Annotated in this window: 16 protein-coding genes; 9 read left to right on the top strand and 7 right to left on the bottom strand. The window is 60.5% G+C overall.

The annotated features are described in order from the left end of the window. The first annotated feature begins 75 nt into the window (after positions 1-75). From A6U98_RS18855 to A6U98_RS18845, 3 genes are read left to right on the top strand one after another with little or no spacing between them, the layout of a single operon-like run. Complete coding sequence (locus A6U98_RS18855; protein ID WP_064651960.1) at positions 76-699, top strand: DUF1285 domain-containing protein; 624 nt, start codon at positions 76-78, stop codon at positions 697-699. Further along, positions 696-1,346 (top strand): CoA pyrophosphatase, encoded by a 651-nt coding sequence (locus tag A6U98_RS18850; protein ID WP_064651959.1) that lies wholly within the window; start codon positions 696-698, stop codon positions 1,344-1,346. Before A6U98_RS18855 ends, A6U98_RS18850 begins: the two co-directional genes overlap by 4 nt. Beyond that, the gene (locus A6U98_RS18845; RefSeq protein WP_064651958.1) at positions 1,343-2,596 is read left to right on the top strand and encodes a CCA tRNA nucleotidyltransferase; all 1,254 of its coding nucleotides are present in this window, start codon (positions 1,343-1,345) and stop codon (positions 2,594-2,596) included. Before A6U98_RS18850 ends, A6U98_RS18845 begins: the two co-directional genes overlap by 4 nt. On the opposite strand, the gene A6U98_RS18840 is transcribed toward A6U98_RS18845, so the two are convergent. The 3 genes from A6U98_RS18840 to hemF all read right to left on the bottom strand — a co-directional run bounded on the left by A6U98_RS18840 (position 2,597) and on the right by hemF (position 4,181). Beyond that, on the bottom strand, positions 2,597-2,782 hold the full coding sequence (locus tag A6U98_RS18840) for a DUF1059 domain-containing protein (protein ID WP_027683567.1): 186 nt from the start codon (positions 2,780-2,782) through the stop codon (positions 2,597-2,599). It lies immediately after the preceding gene. A 114-nt stretch (positions 2,783-2,896) separates the two neighbouring features. Beyond that, positions 2,897-3,166, bottom strand: a complete 270-nt coding sequence (locus tag A6U98_RS18835; protein ID WP_003561356.1) for a hypothetical protein — start codon at positions 3,164-3,166, stop codon at positions 2,897-2,899. A 103-nt stretch (positions 3,167-3,269) separates the two neighbouring features. Further along, positions 3,270-4,181 carry an oxygen-dependent coproporphyrinogen oxidase gene (gene hemF / locus A6U98_RS18830; RefSeq protein ID WP_064651957.1) on the bottom strand — a complete coding sequence of 304 codons (912 nt, stop codon included), beginning with the start codon at positions 4,179-4,181 and terminating at the stop codon, positions 3,270-3,272. Between the two features lie 178 nt (positions 4,182-4,359). Between hemF and A6U98_RS18825 the strand changes: the two genes are divergently transcribed. Then, positions 4,360-4,620 (top strand): hypothetical protein, encoded by a 261-nt coding sequence (locus A6U98_RS18825; protein ID WP_018243054.1) that lies wholly within the window; start codon positions 4,360-4,362, stop codon positions 4,618-4,620. Between the two features lie 3 nt (positions 4,621-4,623). Here A6U98_RS18825 and A6U98_RS18820 read toward each other — a convergent pair whose 3' ends face one another. Together A6U98_RS18820 and A6U98_RS18815 are read right to left on the bottom strand one after the other, a co-directional pair. Continuing rightward, positions 4,624-6,270 carry a Na/Pi cotransporter family protein gene (locus A6U98_RS18820; RefSeq protein ID WP_064651956.1) on the bottom strand — a complete coding sequence of 549 codons (1,647 nt, stop codon included), beginning with the start codon at positions 6,268-6,270 and terminating at the stop codon, positions 4,624-4,626. A 216-nt stretch (positions 6,271-6,486) separates the two neighbouring features. Further along, a complete protein-coding gene (locus A6U98_RS18815; RefSeq protein ID WP_064651955.1) occupies positions 6,487-6,948 on the bottom strand; it encodes a tRNA (cytidine(34)-2'-O)-methyltransferase in 462 nt (153 codons plus the stop codon). 386 nt (positions 6,949-7,334) lie between these two features. On the opposite strand from A6U98_RS18815, the gene A6U98_RS18810 reads away from it, so the two are divergent. The 3 genes from A6U98_RS18810 (at position 7,335) to A6U98_RS36000 (ending at position 9,870) form a co-directional block, all read left to right on the top strand. Beyond that, on the top strand, positions 7,335-9,191 hold the full coding sequence (locus A6U98_RS18810; RefSeq protein ID WP_064651954.1) for an ABC transporter ATP-binding protein: 1,857 nt from the start codon (positions 7,335-7,337) through the stop codon (positions 9,189-9,191). Positions 9,192-9,289: 98 nt separating this feature from the next. Next, positions 9,290-9,559 carry a ribbon-helix-helix domain-containing protein gene (locus A6U98_RS18805; protein WP_003541771.1) on the top strand — a complete coding sequence of 90 codons (270 nt, stop codon included), beginning with the start codon at positions 9,290-9,292 and terminating at the stop codon, positions 9,557-9,559. After that, positions 9,556-9,870: a type II toxin-antitoxin system RelE/ParE family toxin gene (locus A6U98_RS36000; RefSeq protein ID WP_082933933.1), complete on the top strand. Its 315-nt coding sequence runs from the start codon at positions 9,556-9,558 to the stop codon at positions 9,868-9,870. The genes A6U98_RS18805 and A6U98_RS36000 overlap by 4 nt, the downstream gene beginning before the upstream one ends. Positions 9,871-9,907: 37 nt before the next feature. On the opposite strand, the gene A6U98_RS18795 is transcribed toward A6U98_RS36000, so the two are convergent. Continuing rightward, the gene (locus tag A6U98_RS18795) at positions 9,908-10,138 is read right to left on the bottom strand and encodes a ribbon-helix-helix protein, CopG family (RefSeq protein ID WP_064651953.1); all 231 of its coding nucleotides are present in this window, start codon (positions 10,136-10,138) and stop codon (positions 9,908-9,910) included. Positions 10,139-10,300: 162 nt separating this feature from the next. Between A6U98_RS18795 and A6U98_RS18790 the strand changes: the two genes are divergently transcribed. Next, on the top strand, positions 10,301-12,214 hold the full coding sequence (locus tag A6U98_RS18790) for an ABC transporter ATP-binding protein (protein WP_064651952.1): 1,914 nt from the start codon (positions 10,301-10,303) through the stop codon (positions 12,212-12,214). On the opposite strand, the gene A6U98_RS18785 is transcribed toward A6U98_RS18790, so the two are convergent. Then, positions 12,170-13,102, bottom strand: a complete 933-nt coding sequence (locus A6U98_RS18785; RefSeq protein ID WP_064651951.1) for an endonuclease/exonuclease/phosphatase family protein — start codon at positions 13,100-13,102, stop codon at positions 12,170-12,172. The two genes, A6U98_RS18790 and A6U98_RS18785, sit on opposite strands and share 45 nt — an antisense overlap. A gap of 283 nt (positions 13,103-13,385) precedes the next feature. Between A6U98_RS18785 and petA the strand changes: the two genes are divergently transcribed. Beyond that, positions 13,386-13,964 carry a ubiquinol-cytochrome c reductase iron-sulfur subunit gene (petA, locus tag A6U98_RS18780; protein WP_064652280.1) on the top strand — a complete coding sequence of 193 codons (579 nt, stop codon included), beginning with the start codon at positions 13,386-13,388 and terminating at the stop codon, positions 13,962-13,964. The last annotated feature ends 1 nt before the right edge of the window (position 13,965 follow it).

Below are 13,965 nucleotides of genomic sequence, written 5' to 3'. Positions count from 1 at the left end.
GTGACGGGCTGACAAGTTCGTTGCGAATGACTATCTCGTGACTTTACTTCGTTAAGGACAAACCGGGACGGAAGAATGGCAGCCGAGGAAATCAGCGGACAGGCGGATGCGGCGGGACTTGCCGCACTGATTTCGCGCGCGTCTCAGGAGAATGCCGGTAAAAAACGAGGATTACCGCCGGTCGAACGGTGGAATCCGCCTTTCTGCGGCGATATCGACATGGAAATCCGTGCCGACGGCACCTGGTTCTACATGGGTACGCCGATCGGTCGACCGGCGCTGGTGCGGCTGTTTTCGACGGTTTTAAGAAAAGACGACGACCAGAAGACCTATCTCGTAACTCCTGTGGAAAAGGTCGGTATAAGGGTCGTCGACGCGCCTTTCATCGCCGTGGAGATGAGCGTGACGGAGGGGCAGGGCCAACAGGTGCTGACCTTCCGCACCAATGTCGGCGATGTCGTGGAGGCGGGAGGAGAGCATCGGCTGCGCTTTGCCATTGCGGGCGAGAATGCCGAATTGAAACCCTATCTGCATGTGCGCGGGCGGCTGGAGGCGCTGGTGTCGCGTGCGGTGATGTATGAACTGGTGGCGCTCGGCGAGACGATCGAGGTCGAGGGACAGGCGATGTTCGCCGTCCGCTCGGCCGGAAAGGTCTTTGCGATGATGCCGGCCGATGAACTGGATGCGCTTTCCCGATGAATGATGCGATTACCCAACGTTATCCGCTGTTTTCCGCAGCCGAATTCCGCCGCCGCGCGCTCAACCAGAATGGTGGCCCGGTCGATCATGCCTGGCGCGATCACGGCGACCACATCCTCAATCCCGATATCGTCGCCGAGGTCGAGACCTTCAAGCTGCGCGACGCCGCCGTGCTCGTGCCCGTCGTCGACGACGGCGAGGAAGCCCATGTGATCTTCACCAAGCGCACGGCGACGTTGCGCAAACATTCCGGGCAGATCGCCTTTCCCGGCGGCTCGATCGATCCCGCCGATATCTCGCCCGAAATGGCGGCGATCCGCGAGACGGAGGAGGAGATTGGCCTGGCCGGTTCCTTCGTCGAAACCGTCGGGCGGCTGCCGAATTACCTTGCCTCGACGGGCTTCCGCATTACGCCGGTGCTCGGTGTCGTCTCGCCGGGCTTTGCGCTGACACTGAACCCGACCGAGGTGGACGACGTGTTCGAGGTGCCGCTTTCCTTCCTGATGGACCCTGCCAATCACACCCGCGACAGACGTGTCATCGACGGCGTCGACCGGCATTTCTACCGCGTGCCCTATGAAACCAGAATGATCTGGGGCATCACCGCCGGCATCGTCCGCACGCTTTATGAAAGGCTTTATGCATGACCGGCATCGCCGACCAAGCATGGTTCCGCCACCCGGCGCTTGGCCGGATCTTAGCGCTTATCAACGCCGATGGCGGGGAAGGGCGAGTGGTTGGCGGAGCGGTGCGCAACAGCCTGATGGGCCTGCCCGTCAATGATGTCGACATAGCCACGACACTCAGACCGGAGGCGGTGATGGAGCGGGCGGCGGCGGCCGGCATAAAGGCAGTCCCAACCGGCCTCGAGCACGGCACGGTAACGCTCGTCATCGACGGCAAGCCCTTCGAGGTGACGACCCTTCGCACCGACGTCGAGACCGACGGACGCCATGCCAAGGTTGCCTTCAGCACCGACTGGAAGGCAGATGCCGAACGGCGGGATTTGACGATCAACGCGCTTTACGCCGATGCAAAGGGCGAGGTGGTGGATCTCGTTGGTGGACTTGCCGACATTGAGACGCGCAACATCCGCTTCATCGGCGATGCCGCAACGCGTATTGCCGAGGATCATTTGCGTATCCTGCGCTTCTTCCGCTTCTTTGCCTATTACGGTTCCGGGCGGCCGGATGCCGAGGGGTTGAAGGCGTGTTCCGCGGCGCGTTCGAAACTGACGACGCTTTCGGCAGAACGCGTCTGGTCCGAACTGCGAAAGCTGCTTGGCGCCGACGATCCTGGCCGGGCGCTGCTCTGGATGCGGCAGGTGGCAGTGCTGACGGAAATCCTGCCGGAATCGGAACGATGGGGGATCGATGCGATCCCGTCGCTGATCAGCACCGAAAAGGCGCTCGGCTGGACGCCCGATCCGCTGCTGCGTCTTGCGGCGATCGTGCCGCCCGATGCGGCGCGCATGGAGGCGCTCGCAGCCCGGCTCAAGCTCTCGAATGCGGAAGCGGCCACTCTCAAGGCCTGGACCATGGCAGCGCCCGTTAATGACGAGATGTCGTCGGCGGCCTTCGAACGGCTGCTTTACCGCAACGGCCCCGACGGCATCACAACACGGCTAAAGCTGGCGCTTGCGGTTGCGCGCGGCAAGGCTGAAAGCGATTTCGACGAAATGGCGCGGTCGGCGCGGCTTAACAAGCTGCTGGACAGGGCAATGCATTGGAAAAAGCCACAGTTTCCGCTGAATGGCGGCGACGTGATTTCGGCAGGAATTGCGTCCGGCCCGCGCGTCGGCGAGCTGCTTGCCGGCCTGGAAAACCAGTGGGTGGAGGAAAACTTCGTTTCCGACCGGGCGGCGCTGCTCGCCCGGCTGCAGGAACGCCTGCAATAATCAGGCTGCGTTCGCCTCGTCGCGGATGCGAGCCTTGATATTATCCACCATGTTCTCGCGGATCGTGGTTTCGCCGTGAGCGTCTTTCAGGTGCTCGACGGCCCGGCGGACGACCTCGGCGTCATTATCTGCCCTGGTATGCCAGGCGCAGCCGGGAACGAGTGTGCCACATTCGAAAAGTCGCATGGTCTTTTCCTCTATCCTGAACACAACGACAATCGCGCTTTCACGCGACTGATGAATGTGCGGGAGGAGAGAAGGTTCCGGCCGGCATCGACATGCCAGCCGGCGAAAGCAGTATCAGTCGGGCATCGCCCAGGCTTTGTAAGTATCCGAAAGGTGCTCGGGCATGTTGCTGTTGGCGGCCGCTGCTTCGTTCTGCAGCTGTTCCGGTGACTTTCCGCCGGCCAGTTGCAGCTTGACCTGCTCGATGAAGCAGGACAGCGGCAGATCCGAGCCGCTCTTGGTCCGCAGTTTCTCGGCAATGCGCGTCAGAAACTCGGATGTGTCGATCGTGCGGGATGTTTCCTGGACATCCGTAGACGCTGGCGAGCCACTTTGTATCGTCATGACAATCCTCCTCCGATTGTTACGCACATACATATAAAGTTAGGACGCACTGAGTTTTCGTGAAGGTCTATCACCTCGAATTTATCGATGAGATATCACAGTTTCATGGCCAGCGGACGACGGGGGGCAACGAAGAGAGAATGGATTCAACGTTGCCGCCGGTCTTCAGGCCGAATATCGTGCCGCGATCATACAGCAGATTGAATTCGACGTAGCGGCCCCGGCGGATCAATTGTTCGTCGCGATCGGCCTCTGTCCACAATTTATTGAAGTTGGAGCGGACGATTTTTGGATAGACCATGGCGAAAGCCCGGCCGACATCACGCGTGAAGGCGAAATCGGCGTCCCAGCCGCCGGCTTCCTCGCTTGAATGCAGCCAGTCGTAGAAGATGCCGCCGATGCCGCGGGCCTCGTTGCGGTGTTTCAGGAAGAAATATTCGTCGCACCAGGCTTTGTACGCATGGTAATCGGCGACGGCATGATTACGGCAGGCGATCTCCATGGCCTTGTGGAAGAGCTGGCTGTCTTCGTCCTCCTGCGTACGGCGGCGCGACAGCACCGGCGTCAGGTCGGCCCCGCCGCCGAACCAGCGGCTGGTGGTGACGACCATGCGAGTGTTCATGTGCACGGCCGGAACGTTTGGGTTCACGGGATGGGCGATCAGCGAGATACCCGAGGCCCAGAAACGCGGATCGTCCTTGGCGCCGGGTATCTGGGCGCGGAAATCCGGGGCGAATTCGCCGTAGACAGTGGAGGTATGGACGCCGACTTTTTCGAAGACGCGGCCTTCCATCATCGACATCCGGCCACCGCCGCCGGCGCCGTTTTCGCGTGACCAGTCCTTGGCGACGAAGCGGCCGGGCTCCTGGTCGGAAAGCGGTCCTTCCAACTCATCCTCGATGGCCTCGAAGGAGGCGCAGATCGTATCGCGCAATCCCTCGAACCAATTGCGGGCGGCAGCCTTCTTCTCTTCGATATCGTCAGGCAAGCCGATCGGCAGTTCCGGTCTTTCCATTTACGCCTCCGACGGTCGGCATCTCCTTCGGAGGCGACTCGCTCATTCTTCATTGCACGCCATGATTAGCAGTTGGTGCTGCATCTCGCCAAGCGTGGCCAAGCACCGCCGAGCACTTCCAAGATTCGACTCGCAAATCAAGAATTTCGATATTACCTTTTCCGAGGAGGTAGGTTTGATGAAGAAAGTTCCAGGGCCTCCGTCCTTTGACGGCCTGAAGCGCAGGATAGCGAGACATCGGGCGGAAAATCCCCCGAGCAGGAAAGACCATTTCGTGCGTGAGACATATTGCCTCGGCCTCATGGACGCACGCGCCAAGGCGCGCGAATGGTTCGACGAATATCCGAAAGCCGCCTACTGGACCGAGGTGGAAAGCTGGCGCCAGCTCGACGGCGACCAGATCGAATTCACCATGCGCCGACTGCCTTCGGCCGACTGACCGTCACTTCGCAGTGGCACGCACGCGGCTTTCGATCAGCAGGCCGTTTTCATCCATGATCGGATGCGCCACCGAGACGATGTGGGCGTTGAGGCGCTTCAGGTCGCGCAGCATGTCGAGATGCAGCGAACTCGTCTGCAGGCTATCGGCGCGGCCGTCACGCAGGCGTTCGAGGTGGCGCTCGGCAGACTGTTTTTCCATCCGCCGCACCTCGACCTTTACCTCCATCATCTGGCGCGCGAGATTGAAGTCACGGGTGACGAAGATCGTCTGGGCGACGCGCAGATTGTCGATCGTCAGGTCGAACAGCTTCCGCAACTCCTGATGACCGTCCTCGGAAAATTTCAGGCCGAGGGAGACCTTCTTCGCCACCTGCTCCAGCAAGCCTTTCTCGATAATGTCGCCCATATGTTCGAGGTTGATCGCATAATCGATGACGACGATCGAGCGGCGGGCGTTCTCGTCGCTGAGACCCTCTCGGCCGAGCTTTGAGAGATAGACCTTCACCGCCTGCTGCAGCCGGTCGACACGCTCTTCGAGGGCGGATATCTCGGCAAGTTTCGATGCGTCGTTACGTTCGAAAGCTTCGGACACCCGGATCAGCATGCGCTCGATGAGGTCGCCGACGCCGAGCACTTCGCGGGTGGCGCTGGCGAGGGCAACGACCGGCGTCGAAAGCTCCTGCGCATCCAGATATTTCGGGGCGCTGTCAGGCTCGGCCTGATCCGGCACCAGCCGGGCCATCAGGGCGGCGAGCGGCCGGGAGAATGGCCAGGCCAGCGCCGCCAGCAGAAGGTTGAAGGCAAGATGCGCGTCGACGGGCAGCTTGGCAGGGCCGAAGGGCAGCATCTGGATGAGTTCCGCCCCATAACCCGCCAGCGGCAAGGCGATAAGGCAGCCGAGCGTGCGGACGGCGAGATTGCCGAGGGTGACGCGCCGGGCCGAAACCGGGCCGGACAATGTCGCGACGACAGGCGGTATTGCGCCGCCGAGATTGGCGCCGAGCACGAGCACGATGACGAGTTCGGCGGAGACGACGCCGGCCGAGGCGAGCGACAGGATTAGCACCACCACCGCAAGGCTCGACGAGGATGCGAAGGCAAGTGCTGCCGAGACGATCATTGCCACGGGCAGGGCGCCGTCCAGCAGGCCGATGAAGGCGGCGAGAGCAGGGGAGGCGCGCATCGGCTCTGTCGCAAGACCAAGGAGGTGCAGCGACAGCAGCATCAGCCCGATGCCGATCAGCGCTGTGCCGCCGCCCTGGCTGGTGCTTGAACGGCCGCGGTAAAGCACAATGCCAACAAGAATTAGAAGAGGAGAGAGCCATTCGATGCCGGTGGCGACGATCCAGGCGGTGATCGCGGTACCGACATTGGCGCCGAGCAGAACGATCTGCGCCATGCGCGGCTTGATCAGATCACGCTCGACGAAGGAGGCCGTCATCAGCGCCGTTGCCGTCGAGCTCTGCAGAGCGACGGTTGCAACGAGGCCTGACAGGAAGGAACGAAGACTGCCGCGCGTGCCGGTAGCCAGCCCCGTTCTCAGGCGGGCGCCAAAGGCTCTGGATACGCCATCCTTTACCTGTGCGAGGCCGAACAGCAGCAAAGCCACGGCGCCGAACAGGTTGATCATGATGATTGTAGAGTCCATTTTGTTGTTTTTATTCTTCTTTCACAGATCTGGAGAAATGCGGTTTTCCTCACATGGCCATTCCAACGTGTTGGAATCATGGAGGCCAATACTGAATTTTTGATTGCCCGGCTAATAAATATACGCCGGTTTGACGGATAGACAACGTTATTTTGCGACATATTCGGGAGCGGATCGGCAATTCCGCGGGCTTTGCTCCGCCAGCGCCGGCGTCGGTCAGGCCCAGACGGTTTGGCGCATCGCCTCGCCGATGATCATCGCGGCCGAGACGGCGACGTTGATCGACCGCTGGCCGTTGACCATCGGGATCAGCACGCGCGCATCGGCTGTTTCATGCACCTGATCCGGCACCCCGGCGCTTTCGCGACCGAAGAGCAGGATATCGTCCGGGCGGAAGGCAAGATCGGTGTAGCGCTCCGCAGCCTTTGTCGAGGCGAGGATCAGGCGGCGGCCGGTGCTCAGACGCCACGCCTCGAAGCGGTCCCAGTTGACATGGCGGGTGAGGGCGGCGGCGGCGATATAGTCCATGCCGGCCCGTTTCAGGTTGCGGTCGGAGATGTCGAAGCCGGCGGGTTCGATCAGATCGACTGCGAAGCCAAGGCAGGCGGCAAGACGCAGGATGGTGCCGGTATTGCCTGCTATATCCGGCTGATAGAGTGCCAATCTGAGTGAAGTCATGATGCGCCGTTTTCCCGCTTTCGCCGCTCAAGGCCTAATGTAACTGTGATTTCGGCGCAACAGGGCGCGTTTTGACCCGAAGAGATGAAATTTTTGGCACAACAGGGCTGGAAAATTCCTCGTTTTCGCGTTATCGGTGCATATCTTCAATCGCCAGCAAGGAGCGCCAGAATGAATATTTTGCTGTATGTGCGCCTCCCGGCCGTGATGCCAAGCGGTGCGATTTTCCGCCGATAGTGCGGGTTTCTTCCCTGAATTTCCTTTTTTGATCCCTTGTGCGGCTGTCTCAGCCTCGCCCCTTGAACGTTCGGTTCCCATATGTGCTTGCAGTGCGCTGGGATGGCGCGAAGCCGGGAGCCGGAACGCTGACGTTTCGGAGCAATTTCATGTTTGGCTGGTTCGAACAGCGACTCAATCCCTTTCCAAGCGAGGACCCTGTCGCCCCGCCGAAAGGTCTGTTTGCCTTTTGCTGGCATTACAGCAAGCCGGCTGCGCCCTGGCTCGGCCTGATGGCCGTGCTGACCGCGCTGATCGCTATCGGCGAAGTGGCGCTCTTCCAGTTCCTCGGCGACATCGTCGACTGGCTGACCAATGCCGATCGCGCCACATTCCTGGAGAGAGAAGGCCACAAGCTTTTCTGGATGGCGGCGCTGGTGTTGATCGGCCTGCCTGTGGTAGCCGGGCTCGATTCGCTCATCATGCACCAGATGATGCTCGGCAATTATCCGATGATCGCACGCTGGCAGATGCACCGCTTCCTGCTGCGCCACAGCATGTCGTTCTTCGCCAACGAGTTTGCCGGGCGTGTCGCCACCAAGGTGATGCAGACCTCGCTTGCCGTACGCGAAACAGTGATGAAGATCCTCGACGTCTTCGTCTATGTCGTCACCTACTTCCTGACGATGATCATCGTGATTGCGGCGGCGGACTGGCGGCTGATGATCCCGATCCTCGTCTGGCTCGCGGTCTATATCAGCATCGTCGCCTATTTCGTGCCGCGGCTTCGCAAGATCGCGGCGGCGCAGGCGGATGCGCGTTCGATGATGACGGGCCGTGTGGTCGACAGCTATACGAATATCGCGACGGTCAAGCTGTTTTCGCATGCGGGCCGCGAGGAGGTCTATGCCAAGGAGGGCATGGACGAGTTCCTGCAGACCGTGCACAAGCAGATGCGCAAGGTGACGCTCTTCCACATCTTCGTCTACGTGAACAACTGCGTTGCGCTCTTCGTCATCTCGGGCCTGTCGATCTGGTTCTGGCTGAACGGGGCGATCTCGGTCGGCGCCATCGCCATCGCCATCGGTCTTGCCATGCGCGTCAACGGCATGTCGCAATGGATCATGTGGGAAGTCTCGGCGCTGTTCGAGAATATCGGCACGGTCTATGACGGCATGGAGATGATGAGCAAACAGCACGACATCGTCGACAAGCCGGGCGCACCCACCCTGACGGCGAAGAAGGGCGCGATCCACTACGACCGCATCCGCTTCCATTACGGCAAGAGCAAGGGCGTCATCGACAACCTGTCGCTCGACATCAAGGCAGGCGAGAAGGTCGGTTTGGTCGGCCGTTCCGGCGCCGGCAAGACGACGCTGATGAACTTGCTGCTGCGCTTTTACGATCTGGAGGCCGGCCGCATCACCATCGATGGGCAGGATATATCAGGCGTCTCGCAGGAAAGCCTGCGTTCGCTGATCGGCGTGGTGACGCAGGACACCTCGCTGTTGCATCGCTCGATCCGCGACAACATCGCTTATGGTCGTCCCGAAGCAACGGACGACGAGGTGATCGAGGCCGCCAAACGCGCCAATGCCTGGGAGTTCATCGAAGGCCTCGTCGACATGCAGGGCCGCGCGGGGCTCGACGCGCAGGTCGGCGAACGCGGCGTCAAGCTCTCCGGCGGCCAGCGGCAGCGCGTCGCGATCGCCCGCGTCTTCCTGAAGGACGCGCCGATCCTGGTGCTCGACGAGGCGACCTCGGCGCTCGATTCGGAAGTCGAGGCGGCGATCCAGGAAAACCTCTTCGCCTTGATGGAGGGCAAGACGGTGATCGCCATCGCCCACCGGCTGTCGACGCTGACGGAGATGGACCGGCTGATCGTGCTCGACAAGGGCCGGATCATCGAGGCCGGCTCGCACAGCGAACTGATCGAAGCAGGCGGTATCTATGCCGACCTCTGGAACCGCCAGTCCGGCGGCTTCCTCTCCGATCACGCCGACGAAGCGGAAGAGGCTGCGGAATAAAGCTCGGCCCTCCCTGCGGAAATGGGGAGGGCTGCTTAACTGTTGAGAACAATTAAGAAGCTGTGCTACATTTCCTGGTCTCAACAAGGATATCGCCTATGGCGACCGTGACGATTTCACTGCCAGACAGCCTAAAGGCTTTTGTCGAAAGTCAGATGGCCAGCAAGGGCTATGGCAATGTCAGCGAATATTTCCGCGGCCTCGTTCGTGATGCGCAGGCGCGCGAAAACGAGGCGCGGCTCGAGGCTTTGCTGCTTGAGGGCCTAGCATCGGGTGATGCCGTGGAGGCAACGCCGGCATTCTGGAGCGATCTGAGAAAAGATGCCGCGCAGTTGCTAGCCGCGCAGAGCAAAAAGAAGTCGCCGTGAGGCTTACAGTCAAGCCGGCAGCTCGCAACGATATTCTGTTGCAGCTTGCCTATCTTGCGGAGCATGGCGGAGAGGAGTTCGGTCTGCGGTTCCTGCATGCGACCGAGCAGTCTTTCAGACGCCTTCTCGACTATCCTCATTCCGGCACGCCTAAAGCATTCGTCAATTCGCATTTGACGGGCGTTAGATCATGGCCTGTTTCAGGTTTCGAGGATATTCGCGCCTATTATATCGTTGAGAGCAAAGCAGTTACGATCTTGCGCGTTCTGCACGGCCGTCGGGATGTTATCGGCATTCTTGGCGACAATTGACGCCCGCCGACGACCATGCTGAGCTCATTTTTTCTGCTCACAGACTGTCGGCCCAATCGATCACGCGGTGAGTTTCGACGACGACCATGGTGTTGGCGGCGGCGATCGTGCGCAGCGCGACGAGGCGGCGGTGCTCCTCCTGATCGATCCAAGTGACAATGGCCTCGGCGACGATCTCGTCGCGCGGCAACCCCAGGGCGAATGCCAGGGCATCCAGCCTTTCTGCAAGCGGAAGCGGAATATGCGCATCGAGCATTTTCGTTTCCATGGAAGTGGTCTCCGGTAAAGCGCGATCGTAACGTGAGATTGTGACCGGTTCGGGGGCATTCAATGGGTATGCCGCCGATGTTACCGATAATTACCAAAATATAACATTCTGTCCGCTTTTCATTCCCTTTGCCGGTCCGGCTAATCCGCCTATATCGCTTCTATGTTGCTGCACTCCATCCTCCGCCGGTTCGAAACCTGGATCGATCCATTCCGCCCACGCGCCAATCTCCAGCCGCCGCGCTCGACGCTCGGATTCATCTGGTTCTATATCGGCCAGGCGAGGATGCCGTTCATCGTCATGCTCGTTCTCGGTGGGACATCGGCGGCGATCGAGGCAGCGCTCTTCTGGTTCGTCGGACGGCTCGTCGATATCCTCGGCAGCATCACGCCGGGTGCCGGCTGGAGCGGCCTTCTCGCAGCCCATGGCGGCGAATTGTTCGGCATGCTCGCCCTCATCGGGCTGGTGCGCTTCGTCGTCGCCTTCCTGATCGCGCTCGTCGACCAGCAGGTGATCACGCCGGGCTTCTACAATCTCGCACGCTGGCAATCCTATCTTCACGTCTCCAGGCAATCCTTGTCGTTCTTCCAGAGCGATTTTTCGGGACGCATCGTCACCAAGGTCTGGTCGGCCGGGCAGGCCACCGGCGATCTCGTCACCTCGCTGATGGAAAGCGTCTGGTTCGTCGGCATCTATGCCGTAACGACGCTCGTACTGGTCGCCCGGCTGGACTTTTCCCTTGCGGCCGTCGTGCTGTTCTGGCTTGGCGCCTTCAGTCTGCTTGCCCGCCACTTCGTCCCGCGGATCCGCCATCATTCCCGCGAAACGGCGGAAGCCGGATCAATGCTGAACGGCAGGATGGTCGACTCCTACAGCAACATGCAGACTCTGAAGCTGTTTGCACGCGACGAGGAGAGCGACCGCTACATGCGGCAGGGCTTCGATATCTATCAGGATACGGTGCTGCGCTTCACCCGTTTCATCACCGGCGTCAGGGCTTCGATGGCGCTGCTTTCCGGCCTGATGATCGTGACGATGGCGGGATTGAGCGTCGATCTCTGGCTGCGCGGCCTGGTCAGCTCGGGTGCCGTGGCATTCTCGCTGGCACTGGTGCTCAGGCTGAATTTCTTGCTCGGACGGCTGATGACGCAGTTCAACGGCATCATGCGCAATCTCGGCACCATCCAGAACGCCGCCGAGCTGATCTCCCAGCCTCTGGGGCTCGTCGATCGGGCCGATGCGAAGACCCTGGTGATCCGGCAGCCCGGTGTCCGCTTCGACAATGTTTCCTTCCGTTACGGCAAGGGCCACCAGCCGGTCGTCGAGAATTTCTCCCTGACCATCCGCCCGGGCGAAAAGGTCGGGATCGTCGGCCGTTCGGGCGCCGGGAAATCGACCCTGATGAATCTGCTGCTGCGCCTTTACGATATTCAGGATGGCCGCATTCTCATCGACGGCCAGGATATATCAGCCGTGACGCAGGAATCCCTCAGAATGCAGATCGGCGTCGTCAGCCAGGACACCTCGCTGCTGCATCGTTCGGTGCGCGACAATATTCTGTTCGGTCGGCCGGATGCCGGCGAGGAGGGGCTGGTCGAGGCGGCCAGACGCGCCGAAGCCATCGATTTCATCGCCCGCCTGCAGGATCAGCAGGGCCGCAAAGGTTTCGATGCGCATGTCGGCGAACGCGGCGTCAAACTGTCAGGCGGGCAACGGCAGCGCATCGCCATTGCCCGCGTCATGCTGAAGGACGCCCCGATCCTCGTTCTCGACGAGGCGACATCGGCGCTCGATTCGGAAGTGGAAGAAGCCATCCAGTCCAATCTCCATCAGATCATGGAAGGCAAGACGGTGCTTGCGATCGCCCATCGGCTGTCGACGATCGCCGCGCTCGACCGGCTGATCGTCGTCGACCTCGGACGGATCATCGAGGAAGGCAGCCATGACGAATTGCTTCGCTACGGAGGGCTCTATGCCGAACTTTGGGCGCGCCAGTCCGGCGGCTTCCTTGCTACGGATGAGGATGCGGGCCTAGGGGTCGACGACGAATTCCGCCATGAGGCCAAAATGATTTGATCCGAAGCCGTTCTCGATGCGGCGGACCGATTTCAGCCGCAGCGGCGCCCGGGTAAAGATGTGGTCGATCGGAATACCGAAGGCGCCGGCACGGATCGGCCATGTCGCGGGCTCCAGCGATGCCGTGCCCAAGCCTTGCGTGCGCATGAGATACTGCACGTCGGGCGCGAGAATCGATGTATTGAAATCACCGGCGAGAACGAGCGGTCCCGAAAGGGTAGGGATGACTTCCGCGAGATCCCAGACCTCCAGGCCGTGGAACTCGTCGTAATAAGGTTTGGTCAGATGCGCGGCGAGGAAATTGACCTTCTGGCCATCGAAATCGATCGTCGAGATCGTCAGCCGATTGCGCCAGAGCAGGCCGAGATTGCGGATTCGGGGTTCGATCAGCGGACGCTTCGACAGCACCAGCGTATCGCATTGCTCCATGCCGACACCGCAGCCGATATAATAGGGATAGATCTTCAACAACCGCGGCAGTTCCGACAGCAGCGGTTCGGCCTCCAGGATGTTGACGACGTCGGCGCCTGAGGCGATGACCATATCGGCAATGTCAGGGCCGTTTGCGAAATTATCGTTCTCGATATTGAAGGACATCAGCCTGAACAGGGCGGGGCGGCTCTCCTCGACTGATGGTTCGACGAATTCGCGCATCATCACGACACCGTGGACAGCAAGGGCCACCGATACCGCGAGGGTCAGCAGGCCATACCAGTGCCGCTTGACGAGAAGGGCAGCGACCGAAGCCACCGCGCCGGCTGCCGCCAGATGGACCTGGAAGCTGTAAAAGAAGGACAGCAGATAGAAATCGGTGATGTATCGCAGGGAGACGATGGCGAGAACGAGCGTCGTCAGAACGCTGAATACGCAAAAAATCGTGTCTCTCATCCGCTCCGGTCCGGCTCACTGGCATGGCTTGGACTGCGCCTATCACGAGGGCATTTTTGTTGCAATGCAACATAATGGCAAGCGCGTGTTTGCCTTAAAAAATTCATCCGAAATTTCCCGCGACATTGTGCCCTCATCCCCTTGCCAAGGCTGGACATAATTTGCGATCAAGCATAGAACGCGCCGGATTGCTGGGGAATCTATGGCCGAATTGTGTCTAGAGAGATTCGCCGGTAGAGGGGTAGGGCGGAATTCCGCGAAAATTGCGCAGAGGATGTTAGCCGTGAGCGAACACGAAACGACAAGCGAGGGCACGGGCGAACCCACTCGCCGTGATTTCCTTTATCTCACCACTGGTATGGCAGGCGCCGTCGGCGCCGTCGCGGTCGCTTGGCCGTTCATCGATCAGATGCGTCCTGACGCTTCGACGCTTGCTCTCGCCTCCATCGAAGTCGACGTTGCCAGCCTCGAGCCCGGCATGTCGCTGACAGTCAAGTGGCGCGGCAAGCCGATCTTCATCCGCAATCGCACGCCTGAGGAAGTGGAAGCGGCAAACGCTGTCCAGCTTGCTGATCTGAAGGACCCGATCGCGCGCAATGCAAACCTTCCTGTCGACGCTCAGGCAACGGCTGTTGACCGTTCGGGCGGCAAGGGCAAGGAAAACTGGATCGTCATGGTCGGCACCTGCACGCATCTCGGCTGTGTGCCGCTTGGCCAGGCCGGCGAATACAATGGTTGGTTCTGTCCCTGCCATGGCTCGGTCTACGACACGGCCGGCCGCATCCGTAAAGGCCCGGCGCCGGAGAACCTGGCGATTCCGACCTTTTCATTTTTGTCCGATACCAAGATCAAGATCGGTTGAG

It is taken from the genome of Rhizobium sp. WYCCWR10014 (genome assembly GCF_001657485.1).
GTDB lineage: Bacteria > Pseudomonadota > Alphaproteobacteria > Rhizobiales > Rhizobiaceae > Rhizobium.
This window is presented reverse-complemented; position numbering and strand designations above follow the sequence as displayed.

What these genes read in the sequence shown, in the direction of transcription:
- A6U98_RS18855 (WP_064651960.1), top strand. Translation starts at nt 76, where the DNA reads ATGGCAGCCGAGGAAATCAGCGGACAGGCGGATGCGGCGGGACTTGCC.
- A6U98_RS18845 (WP_064651958.1), top strand. Translation starts at nt 1,343, where the DNA reads ATGACCGGCATCGCCGACCAAGCATGGTTCCGCCACCCGGCGCTTGGC.
- A6U98_RS18810 (WP_064651954.1), top strand. Translation starts at nt 7,335, where the DNA reads ATGTTTGGCTGGTTCGAACAGCGACTCAATCCCTTTCCAAGCGAGGAC.
- A6U98_RS18825 (WP_018243054.1), top strand. Translation starts at nt 4,360, where the DNA reads ATGAAGAAAGTTCCAGGGCCTCCGTCCTTTGACGGCCTGAAGCGCAGG.
- hemF (WP_064651957.1), bottom strand. Translation starts at nt 4,181, where the DNA reads ATGGAAAGACCGGAACTGCCGATCGGCTTGCCTGACGATATCGAAGAG.
- A6U98_RS18820 (WP_064651956.1), bottom strand. Translation starts at nt 6,270, where the DNA reads ATGGACTCTACAATCATCATGATCAACCTGTTCGGCGCCGTGGCTTTG.
- A6U98_RS18835 (WP_003561356.1), bottom strand. Translation starts at nt 3,166, where the DNA reads ATGACGATACAAAGTGGCTCGCCAGCGTCTACGGATGTCCAGGAAACA.
- A6U98_RS18790 (WP_064651952.1), top strand. Translation starts at nt 10,301, where the DNA reads ATGTTGCTGCACTCCATCCTCCGCCGGTTCGAAACCTGGATCGATCCA.
- A6U98_RS18795 (WP_064651953.1), bottom strand. Translation starts at nt 10,138, where the DNA reads ATGGAAACGAAAATGCTCGATGCGCATATTCCGCTTCCGCTTGCAGAA.
- A6U98_RS18805 (WP_003541771.1), top strand. Translation starts at nt 9,290, where the DNA reads ATGGCGACCGTGACGATTTCACTGCCAGACAGCCTAAAGGCTTTTGTC.
- A6U98_RS18785 (WP_064651951.1), bottom strand. Translation starts at nt 13,102, where the DNA reads ATGAGAGACACGATTTTTTGCGTATTCAGCGTTCTGACGACGCTCGTT.
- A6U98_RS18840 (WP_027683567.1), bottom strand. Translation starts at nt 2,782, where the DNA reads ATGCGACTTTTCGAATGTGGCACACTCGTTCCCGGCTGCGCCTGGCAT.
- A6U98_RS18850 (WP_064651959.1), top strand. Translation starts at nt 696, where the DNA reads ATGAATGATGCGATTACCCAACGTTATCCGCTGTTTTCCGCAGCCGAA.
- A6U98_RS18815 (WP_064651955.1), bottom strand. Translation starts at nt 6,948, where the DNA reads ATGACTTCACTCAGATTGGCACTCTATCAGCCGGATATAGCAGGCAAT.